The organism is Mesorhizobium helmanticense, assembly GCF_003034915.1.
In the GTDB taxonomy this organism is placed as follows: Bacteria; Pseudomonadota; Alphaproteobacteria; order Rhizobiales; family Rhizobiaceae; genus Mesorhizobium; species Mesorhizobium helmanticense.
The window spans coordinates 23,024-42,236 of sequence record NZ_PZJX01000045.1 but is presented as its reverse complement, the minus strand read 5'-3'; the positions used below and the strand labels follow the sequence as shown (position 1 = coordinate 42,236).

The window sequence follows — 19,213 nt, the reverse complement described above, 5'->3', positions numbered from 1 at the left end:
AAATGGCCGCCCCCGGCGAGAATCTGCAAATCAATTCAGACCGTTTGTGGGATTCGATAATGGAGATGGCGAAGATTGGCCCCGGCATTGCCGGCGGCAACAATCGCCAGACCGTGACCGACGAAGACGGCGAGGGCCGTCATCTGTTCAAGCGCTGGTGCGAGGCGGCCGGGCTCGAAATGGGTCTTGACGAGATGGGCACGATGTTTGCCCGCCGCGAGGGCACCGACCCTGAATTGCCGCCGGTCTATGTCGGCAGCCATCTCGATACGCAGCCGACCGGCGGCAAATATGACGGCGTGCTCGGTGTGCTCGGCGGGCTGGAGGTCGTGCGTTCGCTCAACGATCTCGGCATCAAGACCAGGCATCCGATCGTCGTCACCAACTGGACCAACGAGGAGGGTGCGCGCTTCGCCCCGGCGATGATGGCGTCAGGCGTGTTCGCCGGGGTGCTCGACCAGGCCGATGTCTACGGGCATGTCGACAAGGCCGGCAAGAAATTCGGCGAAGAGCTGGAACGCATCGGCTGGAAGGGGTCGGAGAAGGTCGGCGAGCGCAAGATCCACGCCTTCTTCGAATTGCATATCGAGCAGGGGCCGATCCTCGAGGACGAGGGCATCGACATCGGCGTCGTCACCCATGGCCAGGGGTTGAAGTGGCTGCAGGTGACGCTGACCGGCAAGGAAGCGCATACCGGCTCGACGCCAATGCCCAAGCGCCGCAATGCCGGGCTCGGCATGGCGCGGGTGATCGAACTGGTGCACGAGATCGCCATGGACTACCAGCCGGACGCCGTCGGCGCGGTCGGCCATATGGAGGTCTATCCCAATTCGCGCAACATCATCGCCGGCCGCACCGTGTTCACCATCGACATCCGCTCGCCGGAAAAGGAAGTGCTCGACGCGATGGATGGGCGCATCCGCGAAGGCATCGACACGATCTGCGAGGCGCTCGACATCAAGTACCAGATCGAGCAGGTCGGCCATTTCGATCCGGTCACCTTCGACAAGGGCTGCGTCAAGGCTGTGCGGGATGCGGCGGAGCGCCTGGGCTATACGCACCGCAACATTGTCTCCGGCGCCGGCCACGATGCCTGCTGGATCAACCGCGTCGCGCCGACCGCGATGGTGATGTGTCCCTGCGTCGACGGGCTCAGCCACAACGAGGCCGAGGAGATCACCAAGGAATGGGCGGCGGCCGGCGCCGATGTGCTGTTCCATGCGGTGGTGGAGACGGCGGAGATCGTGGCGTGAGCTATGGAGGAGAAAAACAATCTGGATTTTGACGCCCTGATCGCATTCATCCGCAAGGAAATCGACGGATACGACTATCCAGCGCTCGTGAATGATCGAACTGATTTGGTGGGTGTGCCGTTAGCCGAAGACGTCGTCTTAGCTGACCTTGCTCGATTTCGCGCAGCTTTGGTGAAGCCCTATTGGATAGACGTTGATCGTCGTGACACCATAGCGGATTTGGAAAGTGAGACGCCGGTCGTCGAGAGATGCACGGTGGTGACAGATGATCGAGACGGGTACCTTTTGGCTTACGAACCTCACAAGCAAGAATTTCTTTTGGTTTATCGAACGGGAGATCGCCATGTGTCGATTGGCGTTCGAGGCGACGCCGTCGGTTGTTATCTGGCGATATAAAGGTTGATGCGGCAGCGATCAAAAGAAGTCGCGCCAATAAGAAAAGGGAACAAGAAAATGACCAAAGTCATCCGAAACGGCACCATCGTCACCGCCGACCGCACGTGGAAGGCCGATGTGTTGATGCAGCACGGCAAGATCGTCGCCATCGGCTCGAACCTGCACGGCGACCATGAGTTCGACGCTACCGGCTGCTACGTGATGCCGGGCGGCATCGATCCGCACACCCATCTCGAAATGCCGTTCATGGGCACCTATTCGGCCGACGATTTCGAGTCAGGCACTCGTGCGGCCTTGTCGGGCGGCACGACGATGGTGGTCGATTTCTGCCTGCCGTCGCCGCAGCAGTCGCTGCTCGAAGCCTTGCAGATGTGGGACAACAAGACCTCCAAGGCTGCCTGCGACTATTCCTTCCACATGGCGATCACCTGGTGGGGCAAGCAGGTGTTCGACGAGATGGCCACCGTCGTCGACAAGGGCATCACCTCGTTCAAGCACTTCATGGCCTACAAGGGCGCGCTGATGGTCGACGACGACGAGATGTACGCGTCGTTCCAGCGCTGCGCCGATCTCGGCGCGCTGCCGCTGGTTCATGCCGAGAACGGCGACGTCGTCCCCGCCCTGTCGCAGAAGTTGCTCGCCGCCGGCAACAATGGCCCTGAAGGACACGCCTATTCGCGACCGCCGGAAGTGGAAGGCGAGGCAACCAACCGCGCTATCATGATCGCCGATATGGCCGGCGTGCCGCTCTATGTCGTGCATGTCTCCTGCGAGCAGAGCCACGAAGCCATTCGCCGGGCGCGGCAAAAGGGCATGCGCGTGTTCGGAGAGCCGCTGATCCAGCACCTGACGCTCGACGAGAGCGAATATTTCAACAAGGACTGGGACCATGCGGCGCGCCGCGTGATGAGCCCGCCCTTCCGTAACAAGCTGCATCAGGATTCGCTGTGGGCCGGCCTGCAGGCCGGATCGCTGCAAGTGGTGGCGACCGACCACTGCGCCTTCACCACCAGCCAAAAGCGCAACGGCGTCGGCGATTTCACCAAGATCCCGAACGGTACTGGCGGGCTCGAGGACCGACTGCCAATGTTATGGACGACAGGCGTCAATACCGGACGGCTGACGATGAGCGAGTTCGTCGCGGTAACCTCGACCAACATTGCCAAGATCCTCAACATGTATCCGAAGAAGGGCGCCATCGTTGAAGGGGCGGATGCCGACATCGTCGTCTGGGACCCCAAACGTAAGAAGAAGATCACGGCTAAGAAGCAGCAATCGGTGATCGACTACAATGTCTTCGAAGGCTTCGAGGTGACCGGCCTGCCGCGCTTCGTCTTCTCGCGTGGCGAACTGTCGATCCAGGAGTCTGACGTCAAGGCAAAGCCCGGCCATGGCGAGTTCGTCGGCCGCGAGCCGAACGCGGCGATCAACCGGGCGCTGTCGACGTGGAAGGAGATTTCCGCGCCGCGCAAGGTGGAACGCACGGGCATTCCGGCGACCGGGGTTTGAGCTGCTTGGTTTTCGCTTCAGGCGACCAGGGCATCCAGTTCCGGCAGCAGGACGACGCTTTCCTGCTCGTTGGGATCGGTGCGGGCAATGACCGCCGAAGAGGGGCTGTCGCTCAGATTGGCGGGCAAATGCGGGACGCCGGCCGGGATATAGAAGAGGTCGCCCGCCTTGACGACAATATGCTGTTCGAGCCGGTCGCCATACCAGGTATGGACCTCGCCGGAGAGCACGTAGATCGCCGTTTCGTGGTTTTCATGCAGATGCGCCTTGGCGCGGGCGCCGGGCGGCATGGTGAGAATGTGCATGCAGATGCCGGAAGAGCCGACCGTCTCAGTGGCGATGCCGGCGAAATAAGTCAGCCCCTGCTTGCCTTCATAAGTGCTTTCAGGGCGGATAAGATGACAAGTGGGTTTGGGCGACATCGGGAACACTCCGGGCGTCTAACGAGCGGGACAAAGACCAACAGGACGGGGCGAGTGGAAAGCAACACAATCGCAAAATCAACAGGATTTCCGTCGCCACGGCAGCGGCAAGTCAAGGCAGGCTGCAGCCGATGACGGGAGCATCGCCAGCCGTCGTTTCGGCAAGCAAGCTTGGTCTTACCTTCAGCACCAATGATGGCCCGGTGCAGGCGCTGACAGATGTCGACCTGACCATCGGCAAGGGTGAATTCGTCTCCTTCATCGGGCCCTCCGGCTGCGGCAAGACGACCTTGCTCAGGGTGATCGCCGACCTGGAGAAACCGACGTCGGGAACCATTTCCGTGAACGGCATGACGCCGGAGCAGGCGCGCGAAAAGCGCGCTTACGGCTATGTCTTCCAGGCCGCCGCCCTATTCCCGTGGCGCACGATCGAGCGCAATGTGGCACTGCCCTTGGAGGTCATCGGCCTCTCCAGGGCTGAGCAGGCGGAGCGCATCAAGCGCACGCTCGACCTCGTCAATCTCTCGGGCTTCGAGAAGAAATATCCCTGGCAGCTTTCGGGCGGCATGCAGCAGCGTGCCTCGATAGCGCGGGCGCTCGCCTTCGACGCCGACCTGCTGTTGATGGATGAGCCGTTCGGCGCGCTGGACGAGATCGTGCGCGATCATCTCAACAAACAGCTTCTGGAGCTGTGGGAGCGAACCAACAAGACCATCTGCTTCGTCACCCACTCGATTCCCGAGGCGGTTTATCTGTCGACCCGGATCGTCGTCATGTCGCCGCGGCCGGGCCGCGTCAGCGACGTCATCTCCTCGACGCTGCCGAAAGAGCGACCGCTGCATATCCGCGAGACGCCGGAGTTCCTGGCGATCGCGGCGCGCGTGCGCGACGGCCTCCACGCCGGGCACAGCTATGAGGATTGAGGCGGGGGGGAACGGGCTCGCGCTTCCGCCTCACAAGGGAGCGGCTAACCATGCCTTCGTCATCCTAGGGCGGAGCAGCCGCGAAGCGGCGTGCGCAGACCCTAGGATCCATGCCGTGACGTCGGCCGAAGGGCGCAAACGGTCGAGAAAAAGTGTCAGGCAGGGCGGTGCGGAGAGGGTCATGTTCCGCACCGTTGCGGAGCCGCGAGGTAACGGCATGGATCCTAGGGTCTGCGCCGCGTCGCTTCGCTCCTTGCTTCGCCCTAGGATGACGAGGAACGGGTATCGCCGCTCTCTCGCGCCGAGGAAAGAAGGGGAGCGTCGCTGATGGACTCCTTCCGCGACAAACTTATCCCGGTGACCTCGATCCTCGTGGGAATCGTGGTGGTCTGGTATGTCTTTGCCGTCATCCTCAACACGCCGTTCCAGCGCGATCTCGACCGCCGTGCCAACGTGACGCCGGGCGTTGTGGAATTCATCGGCAAGACGCTGGCGCAGCCGAAGCCGACGCTGCCGGCGCCGCATCAGGTGGCGGTGAACTTCTTCGAGAACACCTTCCTGCGCAGCGTCACCTCGAGCCGCAGCCTGGTCTACAATGCCTGGGTGACGCTGTCCTCGACGCTGCTCGGCTTCGCCTTCGGCACGGCGCTCGGCATCGTGATCGCCGTCGGTATCGTGCATGTGACGACGCTCGACCGCAGCCTGATGCCGTGGATCATCGCCTCGCAGACCATTCCGATCCTGGCGGTGGCGCCGATGATCATCGTCGTGCTGGCGGCGATCGGCATCACCGGGCTGATCCCGAAGGCGCTGATCTCGACCTATCTGTCTTTCTTCCCCGTCGCGGTCGGCATGGTGAAGGGGCTGCGCTCGCCCGAACTCACCCATCTCGACCTGATGCACACCTATAATGCCAGCCGCGCGCAGACCTTCTGGAAATTGCGCGTGCCGGCGTCGGTGCCGTTCCTGTTCACCTCGATGAAGGTGGCGGTGGCCGCCAGCCTCGTCGGCGCCATTGTCGGCGAACTGCCGACCGGTGCCGTCGCCGGCATCGGCGCCAAGCTGCTTGCCGGCGCCTATTACAGCCAGACCATCGACATCTGGTCGGCGCTGGTCGCCGGTTCGGTTGTGGCGGCGCTGCTGGTGATGGTGGTCGGCATCGCCGGCCGCCTCGTCGACCGCGCCATGGGCGGGAGGCCGGCATGAGTTCAGCTCTCAGCCTGTCGTCGGTCACGCCTCGTTCCTGGCAGGCGGTTGCCGCGCTTGCGCTCCTCGCCGGCGCCCTTTTTTCGGGGCCGCTTGTCACTGCCACGCCCGGTTATGGCATCGCGACAGTAGCCTTGATCTTCATCTTGCTGCTGTTTGCGATCCAGATGGATCGATTTCCACCCGCAATTGCGGCGACCTGTCTGTTCATTGGTGCGCATGGCGCGGTCTGGGCGCTGCTGCATGGGCTGGCAGGCAACGAAGGCACGGCCCGCATATCGTTCTTCCTGCTGCTTGCCGCGGCGTGGGTGCTCGCCTGGCGTTGCGTGGCATTGCTGTCCTCACTGCGTCCCGCCGGGAAGTGGGCACGGACGGCACTGCGGCTGATCATTCCGGCGATCTTCGGCGCCTGGATCCTGATCCTCTGGGAAGCGATCACCAGGGGCGCCGGCATTCCCTTCATCCTGCTGCCGCCGCCAAGCGCCATCGGTGCGCGCATCGCCAATTCGCTGCCGATCCTGGCGGCCGATGTGCGACAGACCATCTTCAAGGCGGTGATCTTCGGCTATGTCGTCGGCAGCGGGGCAGGCTTTCTCACGGCAATCCTTGCCGACCGCGTGCCGTTCTTCCGCCGTGGCCTGCTGCCGATCGGCAACATGGTGTCGGCGCTGCCGATCATCGGCGTGGCGCCGATCATGGTGATGTGGTTCGGCTTCGACTGGCAGTCCAAGGCGGCGGTGGTCATCATCATGACCTTCTTCCCGATGCTGGTGAACACGGTCGCCGGGCTTGCCGCCTCGGGCCATATGGAGCGCGACCTGATGCGCACCTATGCGTCGGGCTACTGGCAGACGCTGTTCAAGCTCAGATTGCCGGCCGCCGCGCCCTTCATCTTCAACGCGCTGAAGATCAATTCGACGCTGGCGCTGATCGGCGCCATCGTCGCGGAGTTCTTCGGCACGCCGGTCGTCGGCATGGGATTTCGCATTTCGACCGAGGTCGGGCGGATGAACATCGACATGGTCTGGGCCGAAATCGCAGTTGCAGCACTTGCGGGTTCGGTCTTTTATGGCGTGGTCGCTCTTTTCGAGAGAGCCGTCACGTTTTGGCACCCCTCTGTCCGTGGTGGATAGGGACGGTGGGTTTAAGGGCACTAACTTCAGAGGGTAAAAACATGAAAAGACTTGTTATTCCTGTACTGGCAGGCGCGATGTCGCTGGCCGCTTTCCAGGCGATGGCGGCCGACAAGGTGACGCTGCAGCTGAAATGGGTGACGCAGGCCCAGTTCGCCGGCTACTATGTCGCCAAGGCCAAGGGCTTCTACGACGCCGAGGGTCTCGACGTCGACATCAAGCCCGGTGGTCCCGATATCGCGCCGGAGCAGGTGATCGCCGGCGGCGGCGCCGACGTCATCGTCGACTGGATGGGCGGCGCGCTGGCCGCCCGCGAAAAGGGCGTGCCGCTGGTCAACATCGCGCAGCCGTTCAAGAAGGCCGGCATGGAGCTGGTCTGCCCGAAGGACGGCCCGATCAAGACCGAGGCCGACTTCAAGGGCCATACGCTCGGCGTCTGGTTCTTCGGCAATGAATATCCGTTCTACGCCTGGATGAACAAGCTCGGCCTCAAGACCGAGGGCGGCCCGGACGGCGTCACCGTGCTGAAGCAGAGCTTCGACGTGCAGCCGCTGATCCAGAAGCAGGCGGATTGCATCTCGGTGATGACCTACAACGAATACTGGCAGCTCATCGACGCCGGCTACAAGCCGGAAGAGCTGACCGTGTTCAACTATTCCGCCATGGGCAACGATTTGCTCGAGGACGGGCTCTACGCGTCCGAGGACAAGCTCAAGGATCCGGCCTTCGAGGACAAGATGGTGCGTTTCGTGCGCGCCTCGATGAAGGGCTGGAAATATGCCGTCGACAATTCGGATGAGGCGGCCGGCATCGTCATGGACAATGGCGGCCAGGACGAGAACCACCAGAAGCGCATGATGGGCGAAGTCGCCAAGTTGATCGACAATGCCGACGGCAAGCTCGATCCGGAGACCTATGAGCGCACCGCCAAGGCGCTGCTCGACCAGAAGATCATCACCAAACAACCAAGTGGCGCCTACACGACCGCCATCACCGATAAGGCCATTAAATAAATAGGGGCGATCAAATAGCACCAACTGGCTTTGGGGTCAGCAATTCGAAAAGGGGCGGGCGACCGCCCCTTTTTGCTGGGACGTAAAATAGGCGTTACCCCAAGGAAACATCCGTTTCGCGCCGGCGTTATGGCGGTAGTATCCACATTGGCGGACGCTACCGGACAATGGAGATTTCCATGCGCATGCAATCCTTTTCGCCGATGCTCTCGGCGCTGGCCGTCTCGGCTTCCATCCTGTGTGCTTCACCGGCCCTGGCCGACATGGTGAAGATGAAGGCGACACTCGATGGTGCTCAGCAGAGCCCGCCTGTCACCACGAAGGGCGAGGGCACGGCCGCGCTCGTCTTCGACACCGACACCAAGCGGCTTAGCTGGGCGGTAAAATATGCCGGCCTCAGCGGGCCGGCCACCGCCGAACATATTCACGGCCCGGCGGCAAAGGGTGAAAATGCCGGCGTCATCATCCCGTTCAAGGGGGCCCCGAAGAGCCCGTTCAAGGGTGCGGCGGAACTGACGGACGCGCAGGCCGCCGACCTGATGGCCTGCAAATATTACATCAACATCCACACTGCCGCGAACAAGGACGGCGAGATCCGCGGGCAGATCGAGAAGGCCGAGTAGCAACAAAACAGGGCAACCGCCCTGTTTGTCAGGTTTTGTCGCGAATCTGGGTCATCGTGCGGGTCGGTGTGATGGCCTCGGGGTCGAGCCTGATTTCGACGATCGACGGCTTGCCACTGGCGCGCGCGCGTTCGAAGGCGGGCGCGAAATCGGCTGTCTTGGCGACTGTCTCGCCGTGGCCGCCATAGGCGCGGGCGAGAGCGGCGAAGTCGGGATTTTTCAATTCCGTGGCGACGACGCGGCCGGGATATTCCCGCTCCTGATGCATGCGAATGGTGCCGTAAATGCCGTTGTTGACGACGATGACGACGATCGGGAGATTGTATTGCACGGCGGTGGCGAATTCCTGACCGTTCATCAGGAAGCAGCCATCGCCGGCAAAGGCGATCACGTCGCGATCCGGGAACAAGTCCTTGGCGGCGACCGCCGCCGGCGTGCCGTAGCCCATCGAGCCGGAGGTGGGGGCGGCCTGCGTGGCAAAGCGGCGGGAACGATGGAACCGGTGAACCCAGGTGGCGTAATTGCCGGCGCCATTGGTGAGGATGGCGTCGTCGGGCAGCACCGTTTCGAGATAGTTCATGATCGGCCCCATCTGTACCGGACCCGGGCCGGTTTCCGGCGGTGTCGACCAGTCGAGATAGGCGGAGTGCAGGCGCGTGGTTTCGTCGGCCCAGTTCGGCGTTGCTGGCCCCTTTCTCCTGGCGAAGGCCCGCACGAAGGCGGAAGGCGAGGCGTTGATCGCCAGCGTGGGCCGGTAGACGCGGCCGAGCTCGCCGGCGTCGGCGTGGACGTGGACCAGCGTCTGATCGGGGTAGGGGCTCTTCAGCAGCGTGTAGTCGGAGGACGGCATTTCGCCCATGCGGCCGCCGATCAGCAGCACCAGATCGGCCTGCTTGATGGCCTCGGCCAGCTTCGGGTTGATGCCGATGCCGACGTCGCCGGCGTAGTTCGGGTGGAGATGATCGAACAGCATCTGGCGGCGGAAGGAACAGCCGACCGGTAGCGACCAGGCTTCGGCGATGCGCTGCATTTCCTGAACGGCATTGGCATCCCAACGCGTGCCGCCCAGGATCACCATCGGCCGTTTCGCGGCATTGAGCAGCGCCTCGAGCCGGTCGAGCTCGGCCTCACCGGGCGCGGTTTCGACGCGCGTGTAGTGCTGGGCTGCGGGCGCCTCGGCCAGGCTGGTCAGCATGTCTTCGGGCAGCGAGACCACCACCGGGCCGGGCCGGCCTGAGGTCGCCACCGCGAAGGCGCGGGTGACGAATTCAGGAATGCGCGAGGCGTCATCGATTTCGACGACCCATTTGGCGATGCCGCCGAAAAACCTGACGTAATCCACTTCCTGGAAAGCCTCGCGCTGCTTGGCGTGGCTGGCGACCTGGCCGATGAACAGGATGACGGGAACCGAATCCTGCATGGCGATGTGGATGCCGGCAGAGGCGTTGGTGGCGCCGGGGCCGCGGGTGACGAAGCAGACGCCGGGCTTGCCGGTCAGGCGGCCATGGCAGTCGGCCATCATCGCCGCACCACCCTCCTGCCTGCAGACGATGGTGCAGATCGGGGAATCGTGCAGCGCGTCGAGCACCGCGAGATAGGATTCTCCCGGCACGCAATAGATGCGGTCGGTGCCGTTGGCTTCGAGCGCATCGACAATCAATTGTCCGCCGGTCTTCATTTTCCTGATCTCTCCAGCTCGGCAAGGATTTCTTCGGTGTGTTCGCCCAGACGCGGCGAGGGCCGCTCATAGACGAGCGGCGTGCCGGACATGACCATCGGCGCGCGCACCGAAGGCAGAAGATTGCCGTGGCCGTCGTCGAGGTCGAGCCGCATGCCGCGCGCAATGGTCTGCGGATCGGCAAACATCTGGCCGATATTGTTGATCGGGCTCGCCGGCACGCCAGCTGCTTCGAGCCTGGTCAGCAACGGATCGCGATCGAAAGCCTTCAGCGTCTCGATCACGCGTTCGCGCAGCTTCACCCGGTTGGCGACACGGGCGGGATTGGTGGCGAAATCGGGGTTCGCAGGCAATTCGTCGAGACCCACCGCGCCACAGAATTTGGCGAATTGGCCGTCATTGCCGACGGCCAGGATGATATGACCGTCCTTCACCGGCAGCACCTCATAGGGCGCGATGTTCATATGGGCATTGCCCATCTGCACCGGCGATTTTCCCGAGACCAGATAATTGAGGTTCTGGTTGCCGAGCGCCGAGATCTGGCTGTCGTAGAGCGCCATGTCGATATGCTGGCCTTCGCCGGTCTTCTCGGCATGGCGAAGGGCGGCCTGGATGGCGATGACCGAATAGAGGCCGGTGAAGATATCGGAGATGGCGACACCGGCCTTTTGCGGCTCGCGCCCGGCCTCGCCGGTGATCGACATCATGCCGGACATGCCCTGGATGATGAAATCGTAGCCGGCGCGTGGCGCATAGGGTCCGTCCTGGCCAAAGCCGGTGATCGAACAGTAGATCAGGCGCGGGTTGATTTCCCGCAGGCTGTCATGGTCGAGCCCGTATTTCCTGAGGCCGCCGAGCTTGAAATTCTCGATGAGCACATCCGCTGTCGCGACCAGCCGGCGCACCGTCTTGGCGCCTTCCGGTGTCGAGAAGTCGACTGATATGGAGCGCTTGCCGCGATTGCAGGAATGGTAATAGGCGGCAGACAGGTTCTCGCCGTCATGGCTCATGACGAAGGGCGGGCCCCATTTGCGGGTGTCGTCGCCGCCGTCGGGGCTCTCGACCTTGATGACATCGGCGCCGAGATCGGCCAGCAACTGCCCGGCCCAGGGCCCGGCAAGAATGCGGGCGAGTTCGATGACGCGCACGCCTTTCAGTGGAGGCTCAGTCATGCATCACCACAGATTGATCGGAAGCGCAGCCTCTATCAACCCCTATCGCCGCTGTCACGGTCCTTGCGATGGGCCAACCCATCAGGCTTTCAGCGCGCCGTCGGCCCAAGTGGCGAAATCGTTCATAACGATGTCCCTGTTCACCTCGTTCAGGCTTTCGTGGCGGGTCTCGGCGTAAACCTTTGAAACGAGATTCGAAAAGCCCATCCTGTGCATGCGCCCGGCAAGATGGCTGACTGCCTTGCCTCCGTCGGTAGCCGGGTCCTTTTCGCCGCCGACCAGATAGATCGGCAGGGTCCTGTGGATATCGGAAAAATTGGCATCGACGGCGCCGTGGAAGATGAAGCCGAACACGTCGTGCCACATCGACACCGAGGCGTCCCAGCCGCAGAGCGGATCGGCGACATATTTGTCGACTTCGGCCGCGTCGCGCGACAGCCAGTCGAATGGCGTGCGGTGATCGGGGACCGCCTTGCCCCAGGCCTGGAATGTCAGCCTCGGCAGCAGGCGCGACGGGACGTCGGAGCCCAGCCGGAATTTTTCCCAGGCCAGGACAGCCAGGGCGGCATGGCCGGCGAGCCCGGTGGAAAAATTGGCGTTCCAGATGGCGGCGGCGTGCAGCCGGCCCGAAAGGGCAAGCATGAAATTCAGCGCCACGAGGCCGCCCATCGAATGGCCGAAAAGAATGACCGGAAGACCGGGATGTTCGCTGGCGATCAGATCGTGCACGGCCGCCACATCGGCGATGACCTTGATGCCGCCATCCGTTTGAGCGAACCTGCCGAGGGGGGCATCGGGCGCCCTGGTTGCGCCATGGCCGCGATGGTCATGGGCGTAGACGTGGAAGCCGTGCTGACCCAAAAAGGTTGCGAAGCGGACATAGCGCGCGGCGTGCTCGGCCAGGCCGTGATTGATCTGGACCACGGCGCGCGGGCGGCCTTCGGCGCGTTTGACATAGAGGTTGAGCTCGGCCCCAGTCGGCGAACGCAATATGCGCTGTTGGCTGAATGACATTTCTCGTTTCGTCCCCAACGCGTTTTTCCACGCTTGCCAAGCTTTGTGTGCCGGCGCCTATCTCGCGTCAATCCGACGGCGGCGTTTTCCGCAGCTGTTCTTGCTTGGCAGTATCGCAATTCTGACATGGAAAATCCTGATATCGGGAAGAGGGCGGCAGTCTGCTGCCGCAACATTTTTCAATCGGGGAATTCTCATGCGGACAGGTTTTGCTTTCGGATTGGCGCTTTTGGCCATGTTGCTGACGGGTACGGCGCGCGCCGAGATGAAGCTGAGCGGCGCCTTCGTGGCCGACGCCGCCTGTCCGGCGACGCAGGCCATCAAGAGCGGCAAGAACCCCGGCGACATCTCGACCAGCGCCGGACAGAGCTACGATCTGCTGGCCGGCAACAAGGATGCGCCGACGCATTATCTGATCCGTGTGCCGGGAGCGGATCCGGAGCGCCGCTGGGTGAAGGTCAGTTGCGGCCATGTTTCGGGCGGCAGCGCGTCAACCGGGCCGGCAACACCCGCGCCGGCCGATCAGGGCAAGCCCGCGGCCTCGGGAAAACCCGAATATGTCTTTGCGTTGAGCTGGCAGCCTGCTTTCTGTGAGACAAAGCCGGGCAAGACCGAGTGCAAGACCCAGACCACTCGCGGCTTTGACGCGACGCATTTCACCCTGCACGGGCTGTGGCCGCAGCCGAATGGGAATTTCTATTGCCAGGTGGCAGCAGCCGACAAGGCCATCGACAATCCGGCGCATTGGCAGGACCTGCCGCCGGTCGAACTCGATGCGAATACACGATCGGAACTCGACCAGGTGATGCCGGGCACCGCATCCGACCTGGACAGGCATGAATGGATCAAGCACGGCACCTGCTATGGCAAGAACCAGCAGGACTATTTCTCCGATGCGCTGAGGCTGATGCGCGCGGTGAATGCTTCGCCGGTGCGCGATCTGTTCGCAAAGAATGTCGGCAAGCAGCTGACATCAAATCAGATTCGAAGCGCCTTCGACAGCGCCTTTGGCACCGGTGCAGGCGAGCGGGTCCGCGTCTCCTGCCTGGTCGATCCGTCGGACGGCAGGCGGCTGATCGGCGAGCTGACGCTTGGCCTGACAGGCCCAATCGGTCCGAACAGTACAGTTGGCGAGCTGATGCAGGCTGCCGCACCGACGAACAATGCCGGTTGCCCGAAGGGCGTCATCGATTCCGTGGGGTTCCAATAACAGGCAGGCAAGCAGGCAGCCCGGAGCTATGCGCCGGCGCCCAGTCCTGACCTGGTCCACGCCTTGAGGCCGTCGGCCTCGTGGCCGCCCGGTTCGCCGATGGTGCGGTCGCGTCCGGTCGATTTGGCCTTGTAGAGACGCTGGTCGGCCAGCGCGAAAAGATCGGCAAGGCAACGGGTCGACTCGCTGACGGTGGAAATGCCGGCGCTGACGGTGATATCGAACCGGCTGGTGGCCGCGGATGCCTTGACCGCATGCCTTATGCTCTCGCCAAGCAGCCTGGCGAGCGAATGCGGACGCGAGCAAAGGATAGCGAATTCCTCGCCGCCGATCCTGAACACCTGGTCCTCGGGGCTGGCGATCTCGCCAAGCAGGGCCGCGACGGATTTCAGCACCTTGTCGCCCTCGGCGTGGCCGAAACGGTCGTTGATCGATTTGAAGTGGTCGACATCGATGATCAGGAGGCTGAGCGGCTTGGCCGTCCGCAGGCTGGCGGTAACGGCGGCTTCGCCGTCGCTGTCGAAGCGGCCCCTGTGCAGCAGGCCGGTGAGGCCGTCGCGGCCGACATGCTGGACCAGCGCCTCATAGCGCTCGCGATAGGTCAGCGTGTCGAAAATGTCGGAGAGGCCGCGTGGTGCTGGGACCTGCCGCGCCTCGAACCATTTGAGATAGGCGACGAGCATGGTGGCGTAGGCGAGTGCGGCCACCATCTTGGCGAACCAGCCGCCGAAGAAGACCGCGATCGGTGCGCCGGTGACGAAATGCAGCGCGGTGAAAAATCCCGCCTGATCGAAGGTCAGCACGCAAGCGACGCAGACCAGGATGCGGGTAAACAGCGCCTTGCGCAGATAACGTCCGAGCTTTTCATAAAGCAGGATGATCAGGATGGCGTCGATGAACAGCAGCGTCGTGCCCCACACCATCAGCCAGCCCATCTGGTCGATGAAGCCGATGTCGGGAAGGTTGCCGCTGGGAAGCGGTGAGATCGCATGCATGCGCAGGATCAGCACCAGCCCGATCATCAGGGCATTGCCGAGCAACAGGCCGTAGATCGGCTGGCGGACGGTGGCCGCGTCCTCCTTGATGTAGAGCAGGAGAAGCATCACCAGCTTGCCCGAAAACAGCACCGCGGAACCCGGCGAAACCATGCCGAAGGGCAGCGCGACGTAGAACACGCTGGCGAGGTAGGTTTCCAGAAAATGCATGACGCCGAGCGCGCAGACGAACACGCCGAGGCCGATGCGGTGCCTGAACCGGAAAAGCGTGGTCATGGCGCCGAAATAAAGCGCCGCCTCACCAAGGAGCAGGAGACTGTTCAGCAACGTCTTCGATCCGATCCCTCTGCGGAAATCGCGTTCACCGCCGATTTCCCCACCCAACACCGTTTTGACGCGCAATGGTTAACCAGTGCTTGCGCCGGGCTCTGCGACGAACCGAAAACGTCGCCAATTCGGTGAATGCTTGTCGGCCAAAGGCAGGATTGATGCGCCAAAACCGTTTGCCGTTCGGCGCGGCATCGCCTACATAGCGGCCAACTTCCATTCAATCCGACATTCCAGTCGACTTTTCAGGGAAAGCGCGCGTGGCACGCCAGTTCATCTATCACATGGCCGGCCTCAACAAGGCCTATGGCACCAAGAAGGTGCTCGAGAACATCCATCTGTCCTTCTACCCCGACGCCAAGATCGGCATCCTCGGCCCCAACGGCGCCGGCAAGTCGACGATCCTCAAGATCATGGCCGGCATCGACAAGGAGTGGAACGGCGAGGCTTGGCTGGCCGAAGGCGCCACCGTCGGCTACCTGGCGCAGGAGCCGGCGCTCGATCCCAAGAAGACCGTGTTCGAGAACGTCATGGAAGGCGTCGCCGCCAAGACCGCCATCATCGAGCGCTACAATGAACTGATGATGAACTATTCCGATGAGACGGCGGACGAGTCGGCCAAGCTGCAGGACGAGATGGACCGGCTCAACCTGTGGGATCTCGAACAGCAGGTAGAGATGGCCATGGAGGCGCTAGGCTGCCCGCCCAAGGATTCCGAGGTGACCAAGCTGTCGGGCGGCGAGCGCCGCCGCGTCGCGCTCTGCCAGCTCCTTCTACGCCAGCCAGACCTTCTGCTGCTCGACGAGCCGACCAACCATCTCGACGCCGAAACGACTGCATGGCTGGAAAAGCACCTGCGCGCCTATCCGGGCGCGGTGATGATCATCACCCATGATCGCTACTTCCTCGACAATGTCACCGGCTGGATTCTCGAGCTCGACCGCGGCCGCGGCATTCCCTATGAGGGCAATTACACCAAATATCTCGAAGCCAAGGCCAAGCGCCTCAAGCAGGAGGGCCGCGAGGACGACGCCCGCCAGCGCGCCATCGGCCGCGAGCGCGAGTGGATCCAGTCCAGCCCGAAGGCTAGGCAGACCAAGTCGAAAGCGCGTATCCAGGCGTTCCAGGATCTGCTGGATGCGGCCGACAAGCGGCGCCCGAGCGACACCCAGATCGTCATTCCGCATGGCGAGCGGCTCGGCAATGTGGTGATCGAGGTCGACGGCCTGTCGAAGGGCTTTGGCGACACGCTGCTGATCGAAGGGCTGTCGTTCAAGCTGCCGCCCGGTGGCATCGTCGGCGTCATCGGCCCGAACGGCGCCGGCAAGACGACGCTGTTTCGCATGATCACTGGCCAGGAGAAGCCGGATGCCGGCACGATCCGCGTCGGCGAGACGGTGAAGCTCGGCTATGTCGACCAGAGCCGCGACGCACTCGATCCGTCAAAGACGGTGTGGGAAGAGATTTCAGGCGGCGCCGAAGTGGTCAAGCTCGGCAAGTTCGAGGCCAACACGCGCGCCTACTGCGCGTCGTTCAACTTCCGTGGCGGCGACCAGCAGCAGAAGGTCGGCAATCTGTCCGGCGGCCAGCGCAACCGCGTGCATCTGGCCAAGATGCTGAAGACCGGCGGCAATGTGCTGCTGCTCGACGAACCGACCAACGATCTCGATACGGAAACGCTTGCCGCACTCGAAGATGCGCTGGAAAACTTCGGCGGTTGCGCCGTCATCATCTCGCACGATCGCATGTTCCTCGACCGTCTGGCGACGCACATCCTGGCCTTCGAAGGCGACAGCCATGTCGAATGGTTCGAGGGCAATTTCGAGGATTACGAGCAGGACAAGATCCGCCGGCTCGGACCGGAAGCGGTCAACCCGCACAGGATGACGTATAAGAGGCTGACAAGGTAGTTTCCTGCGGACCAACATCTCATCAGATGGTTTTCAACCAGAAGTGAGATGCAAAGATACGCCAAGCTGGGTAACTCGATCTCTCGAGAAGGTTGAGGAAAAAAATGGCTGACTGGTCCGCCGCCCAATATCTGAAATTCGAGGATGAGCGCACGCGGCCGGCGCGGGACCTGGTGGCGCAGGTGCCGGTGGCGGCGCCGCGCCGGGTTGTCGACATCGGCTGCGGGCCGGGCAATTCGACCGAGCTTCTGGTCGAGCGCTGGCCGGATGCCGAGGTGAGCGGCTTCGACACATCGCCCGACATGATCGAGAAGGCGAGGGCGCGCCTGCCCGGCGTCACCTTCACTTTGGCGGATGCCGCGGCGTGGCAGCCTGAAAAGCCCGTCGACGTCATCTTCGCCAATGCGGTGTTCCAATGGCTGCCGGAGCATCCGGCGGTCTTCCAGCGGCTGATGGGGTGCCTCACGCCCGGCGGCGCGCTTGCGGTGCAGATGCCCGACAACATGGCCGAGGATTCGCACCGGTTGATGCGCGAGACCGCGGCGGAGGCGCCGTTCAAAAAGAAGCTCGAGGGGGCGGCCCGCGCGCCGCTGCCGCCGGTCTCGTTCTACTACGATCTTCTGTCGCCATTTTCCGACCGGCTGGACATCTGGCACACCATCTACAATCATCCGCTGGCCAATGCGGGGGCAATCGTCGAATGGGTAAAGTCGACCGGGCTGAAGCCCTTCCTCGATCCGCTGGAAGAGGATGAGCGGCAGCTTTTCCTGCAGCGCTACACGACCAGGATTACCGAGGCTTATCCGAAGACGGCAAACGGCAAGGTGCTGCTGCGTTTTCCTCGGCTTTTCATCGTCGCGCGGCGTGCCGCTTAGGAACTCTTAGCCACACCGAAGACCCTCGCGCGCCGCCCTTGACCCGGTTTCGCCGCCATGCGCATTTCAGCGGCGCGAGCTTGTGGTCTCTTTTGTCTCAAGCCCCCTTGGTTTAAGCCGGCGTAAACCGACCAGGTGTGAAAACAGTTGCGCCGAGCCTTCGCGGCGCCCACATGAAAGCCGCAACGCCTGCGCACGGGGACGGACTGGAAATGCATCGCGTCATCATCAGCGGCCTCGGCGTTGAAATCCCCGAGCCCTCGATCACCAATGAAGAACTGGTCGCAAGCTTCAATGCCTGGGTCGATACCGAAAATGTGCGTCGGCAGGCTTCAGGAGAGGCGCTGCTGGCGAAGTCTGACAGCGCCTTCATCGTCCATGCTTCTGGCGTCAAGACCCGCCATGTGATCGAGCGGGAGGGCATTCTCGATCCGACCCGCATGGCGCCGCGCATTCCGGCGCGGCCGGACGATGCGCTGTCGCTGCAGGCCGAGTTCGGTGTCGCGTCGGCGAGGAAGGCGCTCGATCATGCCGGCCTGAAGCCATCCGACATCGACCTGGTGATCTGCTCGTCGTCGCATCAGCAACGGCCCTATCCGGCCATCGCCATTGAAATGCAGGAGGCGCTCGGCACCAAGGGAGCCGGGTTCGACATGGGGCTTGGATGCTCGTCGGCGGCGGCGGCATTGCACATGGCGGTCAATCTGGTGCGCACGGGCGCGCACAAGCGCGTCCTGGTGACGACGCCCGAGATCATCACCGGCCATCTCAATTTCCGCGACCGGCAGACGCATTTCATCTTCGGCGATGCGTCCGTTTCGATGGTGGTCGAGGGGCTCGCCAGGGGCGATAAGCGGCCGGAACGTTTCGAGGTGCTCGACACGCGCATCTGGACGCAGATGTCCAACAACATCCGCACCAATCTCGGCTATCACACGCGCACCGCTCAGGACGATCCCTACATGATCAACCTCGAAGGCAACCTGATCAAGCAGGTCGGCAACAAGGTGTTCAAGGAAGTCACCGTCGCCGGCCACAAATTCATCGTCGAATTCCTGGCCGAGCACGGGCTGACGCCGGAAGCGATCCGCCGCTTCTGGCTGCACCAGGCCAATGCGCGCATGAACGCCATGATCCTGAAGCTGTCGTTCGGCCACGAGGTCGGCCATGACCGCGCGCCGATGGTGCTGGAGCGGCTCGGCAACACCGCCGGCGCCGGCGCCATCGTCGCCCTGTCCGAGAACCATGCCGACATGAAGGCTGGCGACTACGGCCTGCTGTGTGCTTTTGGCGCCGGCTATTCGATCGGTGGCGCCTTGTTGCGGATGCTATAACTATTGGGCGCGAACGGCACCAGCATCGGCACGCGGCTGGCATAGTCGTCATAGGTGGCGCCCAATTCGCCGCGTAGGAACTCTTCCTCCAGTCTGGCCTTGACGACGATGCCGATGGTGAGCAGGGCGGCCCCGGCGATGCCCCAGACCGTGCCTTTCGCCGCCATGGTGGCGAGGATCGCCAGCAGCAGTCCGGTATAGATCGGGTGCCGGACCAGCC

The 19,213-nt window shown here is 62.9% G+C and carries 18 protein-coding genes; 12 read left to right on the top strand and 6 right to left on the bottom strand.

Going from position 1 to position 19,213, the window contains the following annotated elements; translation table 11 throughout:
- Positions 1–2 precede the first annotated feature (2 nt).
- The 3 genes from C9427_RS24205 to hydA are packed head-to-tail and all read left to right on the top strand — an operon-like array spanning position 3 to position 3,158.
- Positions 3–1,253, top strand: coding sequence for a Zn-dependent hydrolase (locus tag C9427_RS24205; protein WP_107651595.1), 1,251 nt, complete (start codon positions 3–5; stop codon positions 1,251–1,253).
- 3 nt (positions 1,254–1,256) lie between these two features.
- The gene (locus C9427_RS24200) at positions 1,257–1,649 is read left to right on the top strand and encodes a hypothetical protein (protein ID WP_107651594.1); all 393 of its coding nucleotides are present in this window, start codon (positions 1,257–1,259) and stop codon (positions 1,647–1,649) included.
- A gap of 57 nt (positions 1,650–1,706) precedes the next feature.
- Positions 1,707–3,158 carry a dihydropyrimidinase gene (hydA, locus tag C9427_RS24195; RefSeq protein ID WP_107651593.1) on the top strand — a complete coding sequence of 484 codons (1,452 nt, stop codon included), beginning with the start codon at positions 1,707–1,709 and terminating at the stop codon, positions 3,156–3,158.
- Between the two features lie 17 nt (positions 3,159–3,175).
- Here hydA and C9427_RS24190 read toward each other — a convergent pair whose 3' ends face one another.
- Positions 3,176–3,580: a cupin domain-containing protein gene (locus C9427_RS24190; RefSeq protein ID WP_107651592.1), complete on the bottom strand. Its 405-nt coding sequence runs from the start codon at positions 3,578–3,580 to the stop codon at positions 3,176–3,178.
- A gap of 131 nt (positions 3,581–3,711) precedes the next feature.
- On the opposite strand from C9427_RS24190, the gene C9427_RS24185 reads away from it, so the two are divergent.
- The 5 genes from C9427_RS24185 (at position 3,712) to C9427_RS24160 (ending at position 8,478) form a co-directional block, all read left to right on the top strand.
- Positions 3,712–4,503 (top strand): ABC transporter ATP-binding protein, encoded by a 792-nt coding sequence (locus C9427_RS24185; RefSeq protein WP_107651591.1) that lies wholly within the window; start codon positions 3,712–3,714, stop codon positions 4,501–4,503.
- A 327-nt stretch (positions 4,504–4,830) separates the two neighbouring features.
- On the top strand, positions 4,831–5,709 hold the full coding sequence (locus tag C9427_RS24175; protein ID WP_107651590.1) for an ABC transporter permease: 879 nt from the start codon (positions 4,831–4,833) through the stop codon (positions 5,707–5,709).
- The gene (locus tag C9427_RS24170; protein WP_167434467.1) at positions 5,706–6,842 is read left to right on the top strand and encodes an ABC transporter permease; all 1,137 of its coding nucleotides are present in this window, start codon (positions 5,706–5,708) and stop codon (positions 6,840–6,842) included. Before C9427_RS24175 ends, C9427_RS24170 begins: the two co-directional genes overlap by 4 nt.
- A gap of 41 nt (positions 6,843–6,883) precedes the next feature.
- Positions 6,884–7,855: an ABC transporter substrate-binding protein gene (locus tag C9427_RS24165; protein WP_107651589.1), complete on the top strand. Its 972-nt coding sequence runs from the start codon at positions 6,884–6,886 to the stop codon at positions 7,853–7,855.
- Between the two features lie 179 nt (positions 7,856–8,034).
- On the top strand, positions 8,035–8,478 hold the full coding sequence (locus C9427_RS24160) for a CHRD domain-containing protein (RefSeq protein WP_107651691.1): 444 nt from the start codon (positions 8,035–8,037) through the stop codon (positions 8,476–8,478).
- Positions 8,479–8,506: 28 nt separating this feature from the next.
- On the opposite strand, the gene C9427_RS24155 is transcribed toward C9427_RS24160, so the two are convergent.
- The 3 genes from C9427_RS24155 to C9427_RS24145 all read right to left on the bottom strand — a co-directional run bounded on the left by C9427_RS24155 (position 8,507) and on the right by C9427_RS24145 (position 12,342).
- Entirely contained in the window at positions 8,507–10,156 is a 1,650-nt protein-coding gene (locus C9427_RS24155) for a thiamine pyrophosphate-binding protein (protein WP_107651588.1), read from the bottom strand.
- The gene (locus C9427_RS24150) at positions 10,153–11,328 is read right to left on the bottom strand and encodes a CaiB/BaiF CoA transferase family protein (protein ID WP_107651587.1); all 1,176 of its coding nucleotides are present in this window, start codon (positions 11,326–11,328) and stop codon (positions 10,153–10,155) included. The genes C9427_RS24155 and C9427_RS24150 overlap by 4 nt, the downstream gene beginning before the upstream one ends.
- An 81-nt stretch (positions 11,329–11,409) precedes the next feature.
- The gene (locus tag C9427_RS24145) at positions 11,410–12,342 is read right to left on the bottom strand and encodes an alpha/beta fold hydrolase (RefSeq protein ID WP_107651586.1); all 933 of its coding nucleotides are present in this window, start codon (positions 12,340–12,342) and stop codon (positions 11,410–11,412) included.
- A gap of 196 nt (positions 12,343–12,538) precedes the next feature.
- On the opposite strand from C9427_RS24145, the gene C9427_RS24140 reads away from it, so the two are divergent.
- The gene (locus tag C9427_RS24140) at positions 12,539–13,552 is read left to right on the top strand and encodes a ribonuclease T2 family protein (RefSeq protein ID WP_107651585.1); all 1,014 of its coding nucleotides are present in this window, start codon (positions 12,539–12,541) and stop codon (positions 13,550–13,552) included.
- Between the two features lie 26 nt (positions 13,553–13,578).
- On the opposite strand, the gene C9427_RS24135 is transcribed toward C9427_RS24140, so the two are convergent.
- The gene (locus C9427_RS24135; protein ID WP_107651690.1) at positions 13,579–14,874 is read right to left on the bottom strand and encodes a GGDEF domain-containing protein; all 1,296 of its coding nucleotides are present in this window, start codon (positions 14,872–14,874) and stop codon (positions 13,579–13,581) included.
- Between the two features lie 260 nt (positions 14,875–15,134).
- Here C9427_RS24135 and ettA point away from each other — a divergent pair, with 260 nt between their 5' ends.
- The 3 genes from ettA (at position 15,135) to C9427_RS24120 (ending at position 18,993) form a co-directional block, all read left to right on the top strand.
- Positions 15,135–16,784 carry an energy-dependent translational throttle protein EttA gene (gene ettA, locus C9427_RS24130; protein WP_107651584.1) on the top strand — a complete coding sequence of 550 codons (1,650 nt, stop codon included), beginning with the start codon at positions 15,135–15,137 and terminating at the stop codon, positions 16,782–16,784.
- Between the two features lie 104 nt (positions 16,785–16,888).
- Complete coding sequence (gene tam / locus C9427_RS24125) at positions 16,889–17,659, top strand: trans-aconitate 2-methyltransferase (RefSeq protein ID WP_107651583.1); 771 nt, start codon at positions 16,889–16,891, stop codon at positions 17,657–17,659.
- Between the two features lie 212 nt (positions 17,660–17,871).
- The gene (locus tag C9427_RS24120) at positions 17,872–18,993 is read left to right on the top strand and encodes a beta-ketoacyl-ACP synthase III (RefSeq protein ID WP_107651689.1); all 1,122 of its coding nucleotides are present in this window, start codon (positions 17,872–17,874) and stop codon (positions 18,991–18,993) included.
- On the opposite strand, the gene C9427_RS34890 is transcribed toward C9427_RS24120, so the two are convergent.
- The gene (locus C9427_RS34890) at positions 18,957–19,196 is read right to left on the bottom strand and encodes a methyltransferase family protein (RefSeq protein WP_245437166.1); all 240 of its coding nucleotides are present in this window, start codon (positions 19,194–19,196) and stop codon (positions 18,957–18,959) included. The two genes, C9427_RS24120 and C9427_RS34890, sit on opposite strands and share 37 nt — an antisense overlap.
- Positions 19,197–19,213: the final 17 nt, after the last annotated feature.

What these genes read in the sequence shown, in the direction of transcription:
- C9427_RS24190 (WP_107651592.1), bottom strand. Translation starts at nt 3,580, where the DNA reads ATGTCGCCCAAACCCACTTGTCATCTTATCCGCCCTGAAAGCACTTAT.
- C9427_RS24150 (WP_107651587.1), bottom strand. Translation starts at nt 11,328, where the DNA reads ATGACTGAGCCTCCACTGAAAGGCGTGCGCGTCATCGAACTCGCCCGC.
- C9427_RS24200 (WP_107651594.1), top strand. Translation starts at nt 1,257, where the DNA reads ATGGAGGAGAAAAACAATCTGGATTTTGACGCCCTGATCGCATTCATC.
- C9427_RS24160 (WP_107651691.1), top strand. Translation starts at nt 8,035, where the DNA reads ATGCGCATGCAATCCTTTTCGCCGATGCTCTCGGCGCTGGCCGTCTCG.
- C9427_RS24155 (WP_107651588.1), bottom strand. Translation starts at nt 10,156, where the DNA reads ATGAAGACCGGCGGACAATTGATTGTCGATGCGCTCGAAGCCAACGGC.
- C9427_RS24175 (WP_107651590.1), top strand. Translation starts at nt 4,831, where the DNA reads ATGGACTCCTTCCGCGACAAACTTATCCCGGTGACCTCGATCCTCGTG.
- C9427_RS24140 (WP_107651585.1), top strand. Translation starts at nt 12,539, where the DNA reads ATGCGGACAGGTTTTGCTTTCGGATTGGCGCTTTTGGCCATGTTGCTG.
- C9427_RS24120 (WP_107651689.1), top strand. Translation starts at nt 17,872, where the DNA reads ATGCATCGCGTCATCATCAGCGGCCTCGGCGTTGAAATCCCCGAGCCC.
- C9427_RS24165 (WP_107651589.1), top strand. Translation starts at nt 6,884, where the DNA reads ATGAAAAGACTTGTTATTCCTGTACTGGCAGGCGCGATGTCGCTGGCC.
- C9427_RS24185 (WP_107651591.1), top strand. Translation starts at nt 3,712, where the DNA reads ATGACGGGAGCATCGCCAGCCGTCGTTTCGGCAAGCAAGCTTGGTCTT.
- tam (WP_107651583.1), top strand. Translation starts at nt 16,889, where the DNA reads ATGGCTGACTGGTCCGCCGCCCAATATCTGAAATTCGAGGATGAGCGC.
- C9427_RS24145 (WP_107651586.1), bottom strand. Translation starts at nt 12,342, where the DNA reads ATGTCATTCAGCCAACAGCGCATATTGCGTTCGCCGACTGGGGCCGAG.
- C9427_RS24170 (WP_167434467.1), top strand. Translation starts at nt 5,706, where the DNA reads ATGAGTTCAGCTCTCAGCCTGTCGTCGGTCACGCCTCGTTCCTGGCAG.
- hydA (WP_107651593.1), top strand. Translation starts at nt 1,707, where the DNA reads ATGACCAAAGTCATCCGAAACGGCACCATCGTCACCGCCGACCGCACG.
- C9427_RS24205 (WP_107651595.1), top strand. Translation starts at nt 3, where the DNA reads ATGGCCGCCCCCGGCGAGAATCTGCAAATCAATTCAGACCGTTTGTGG.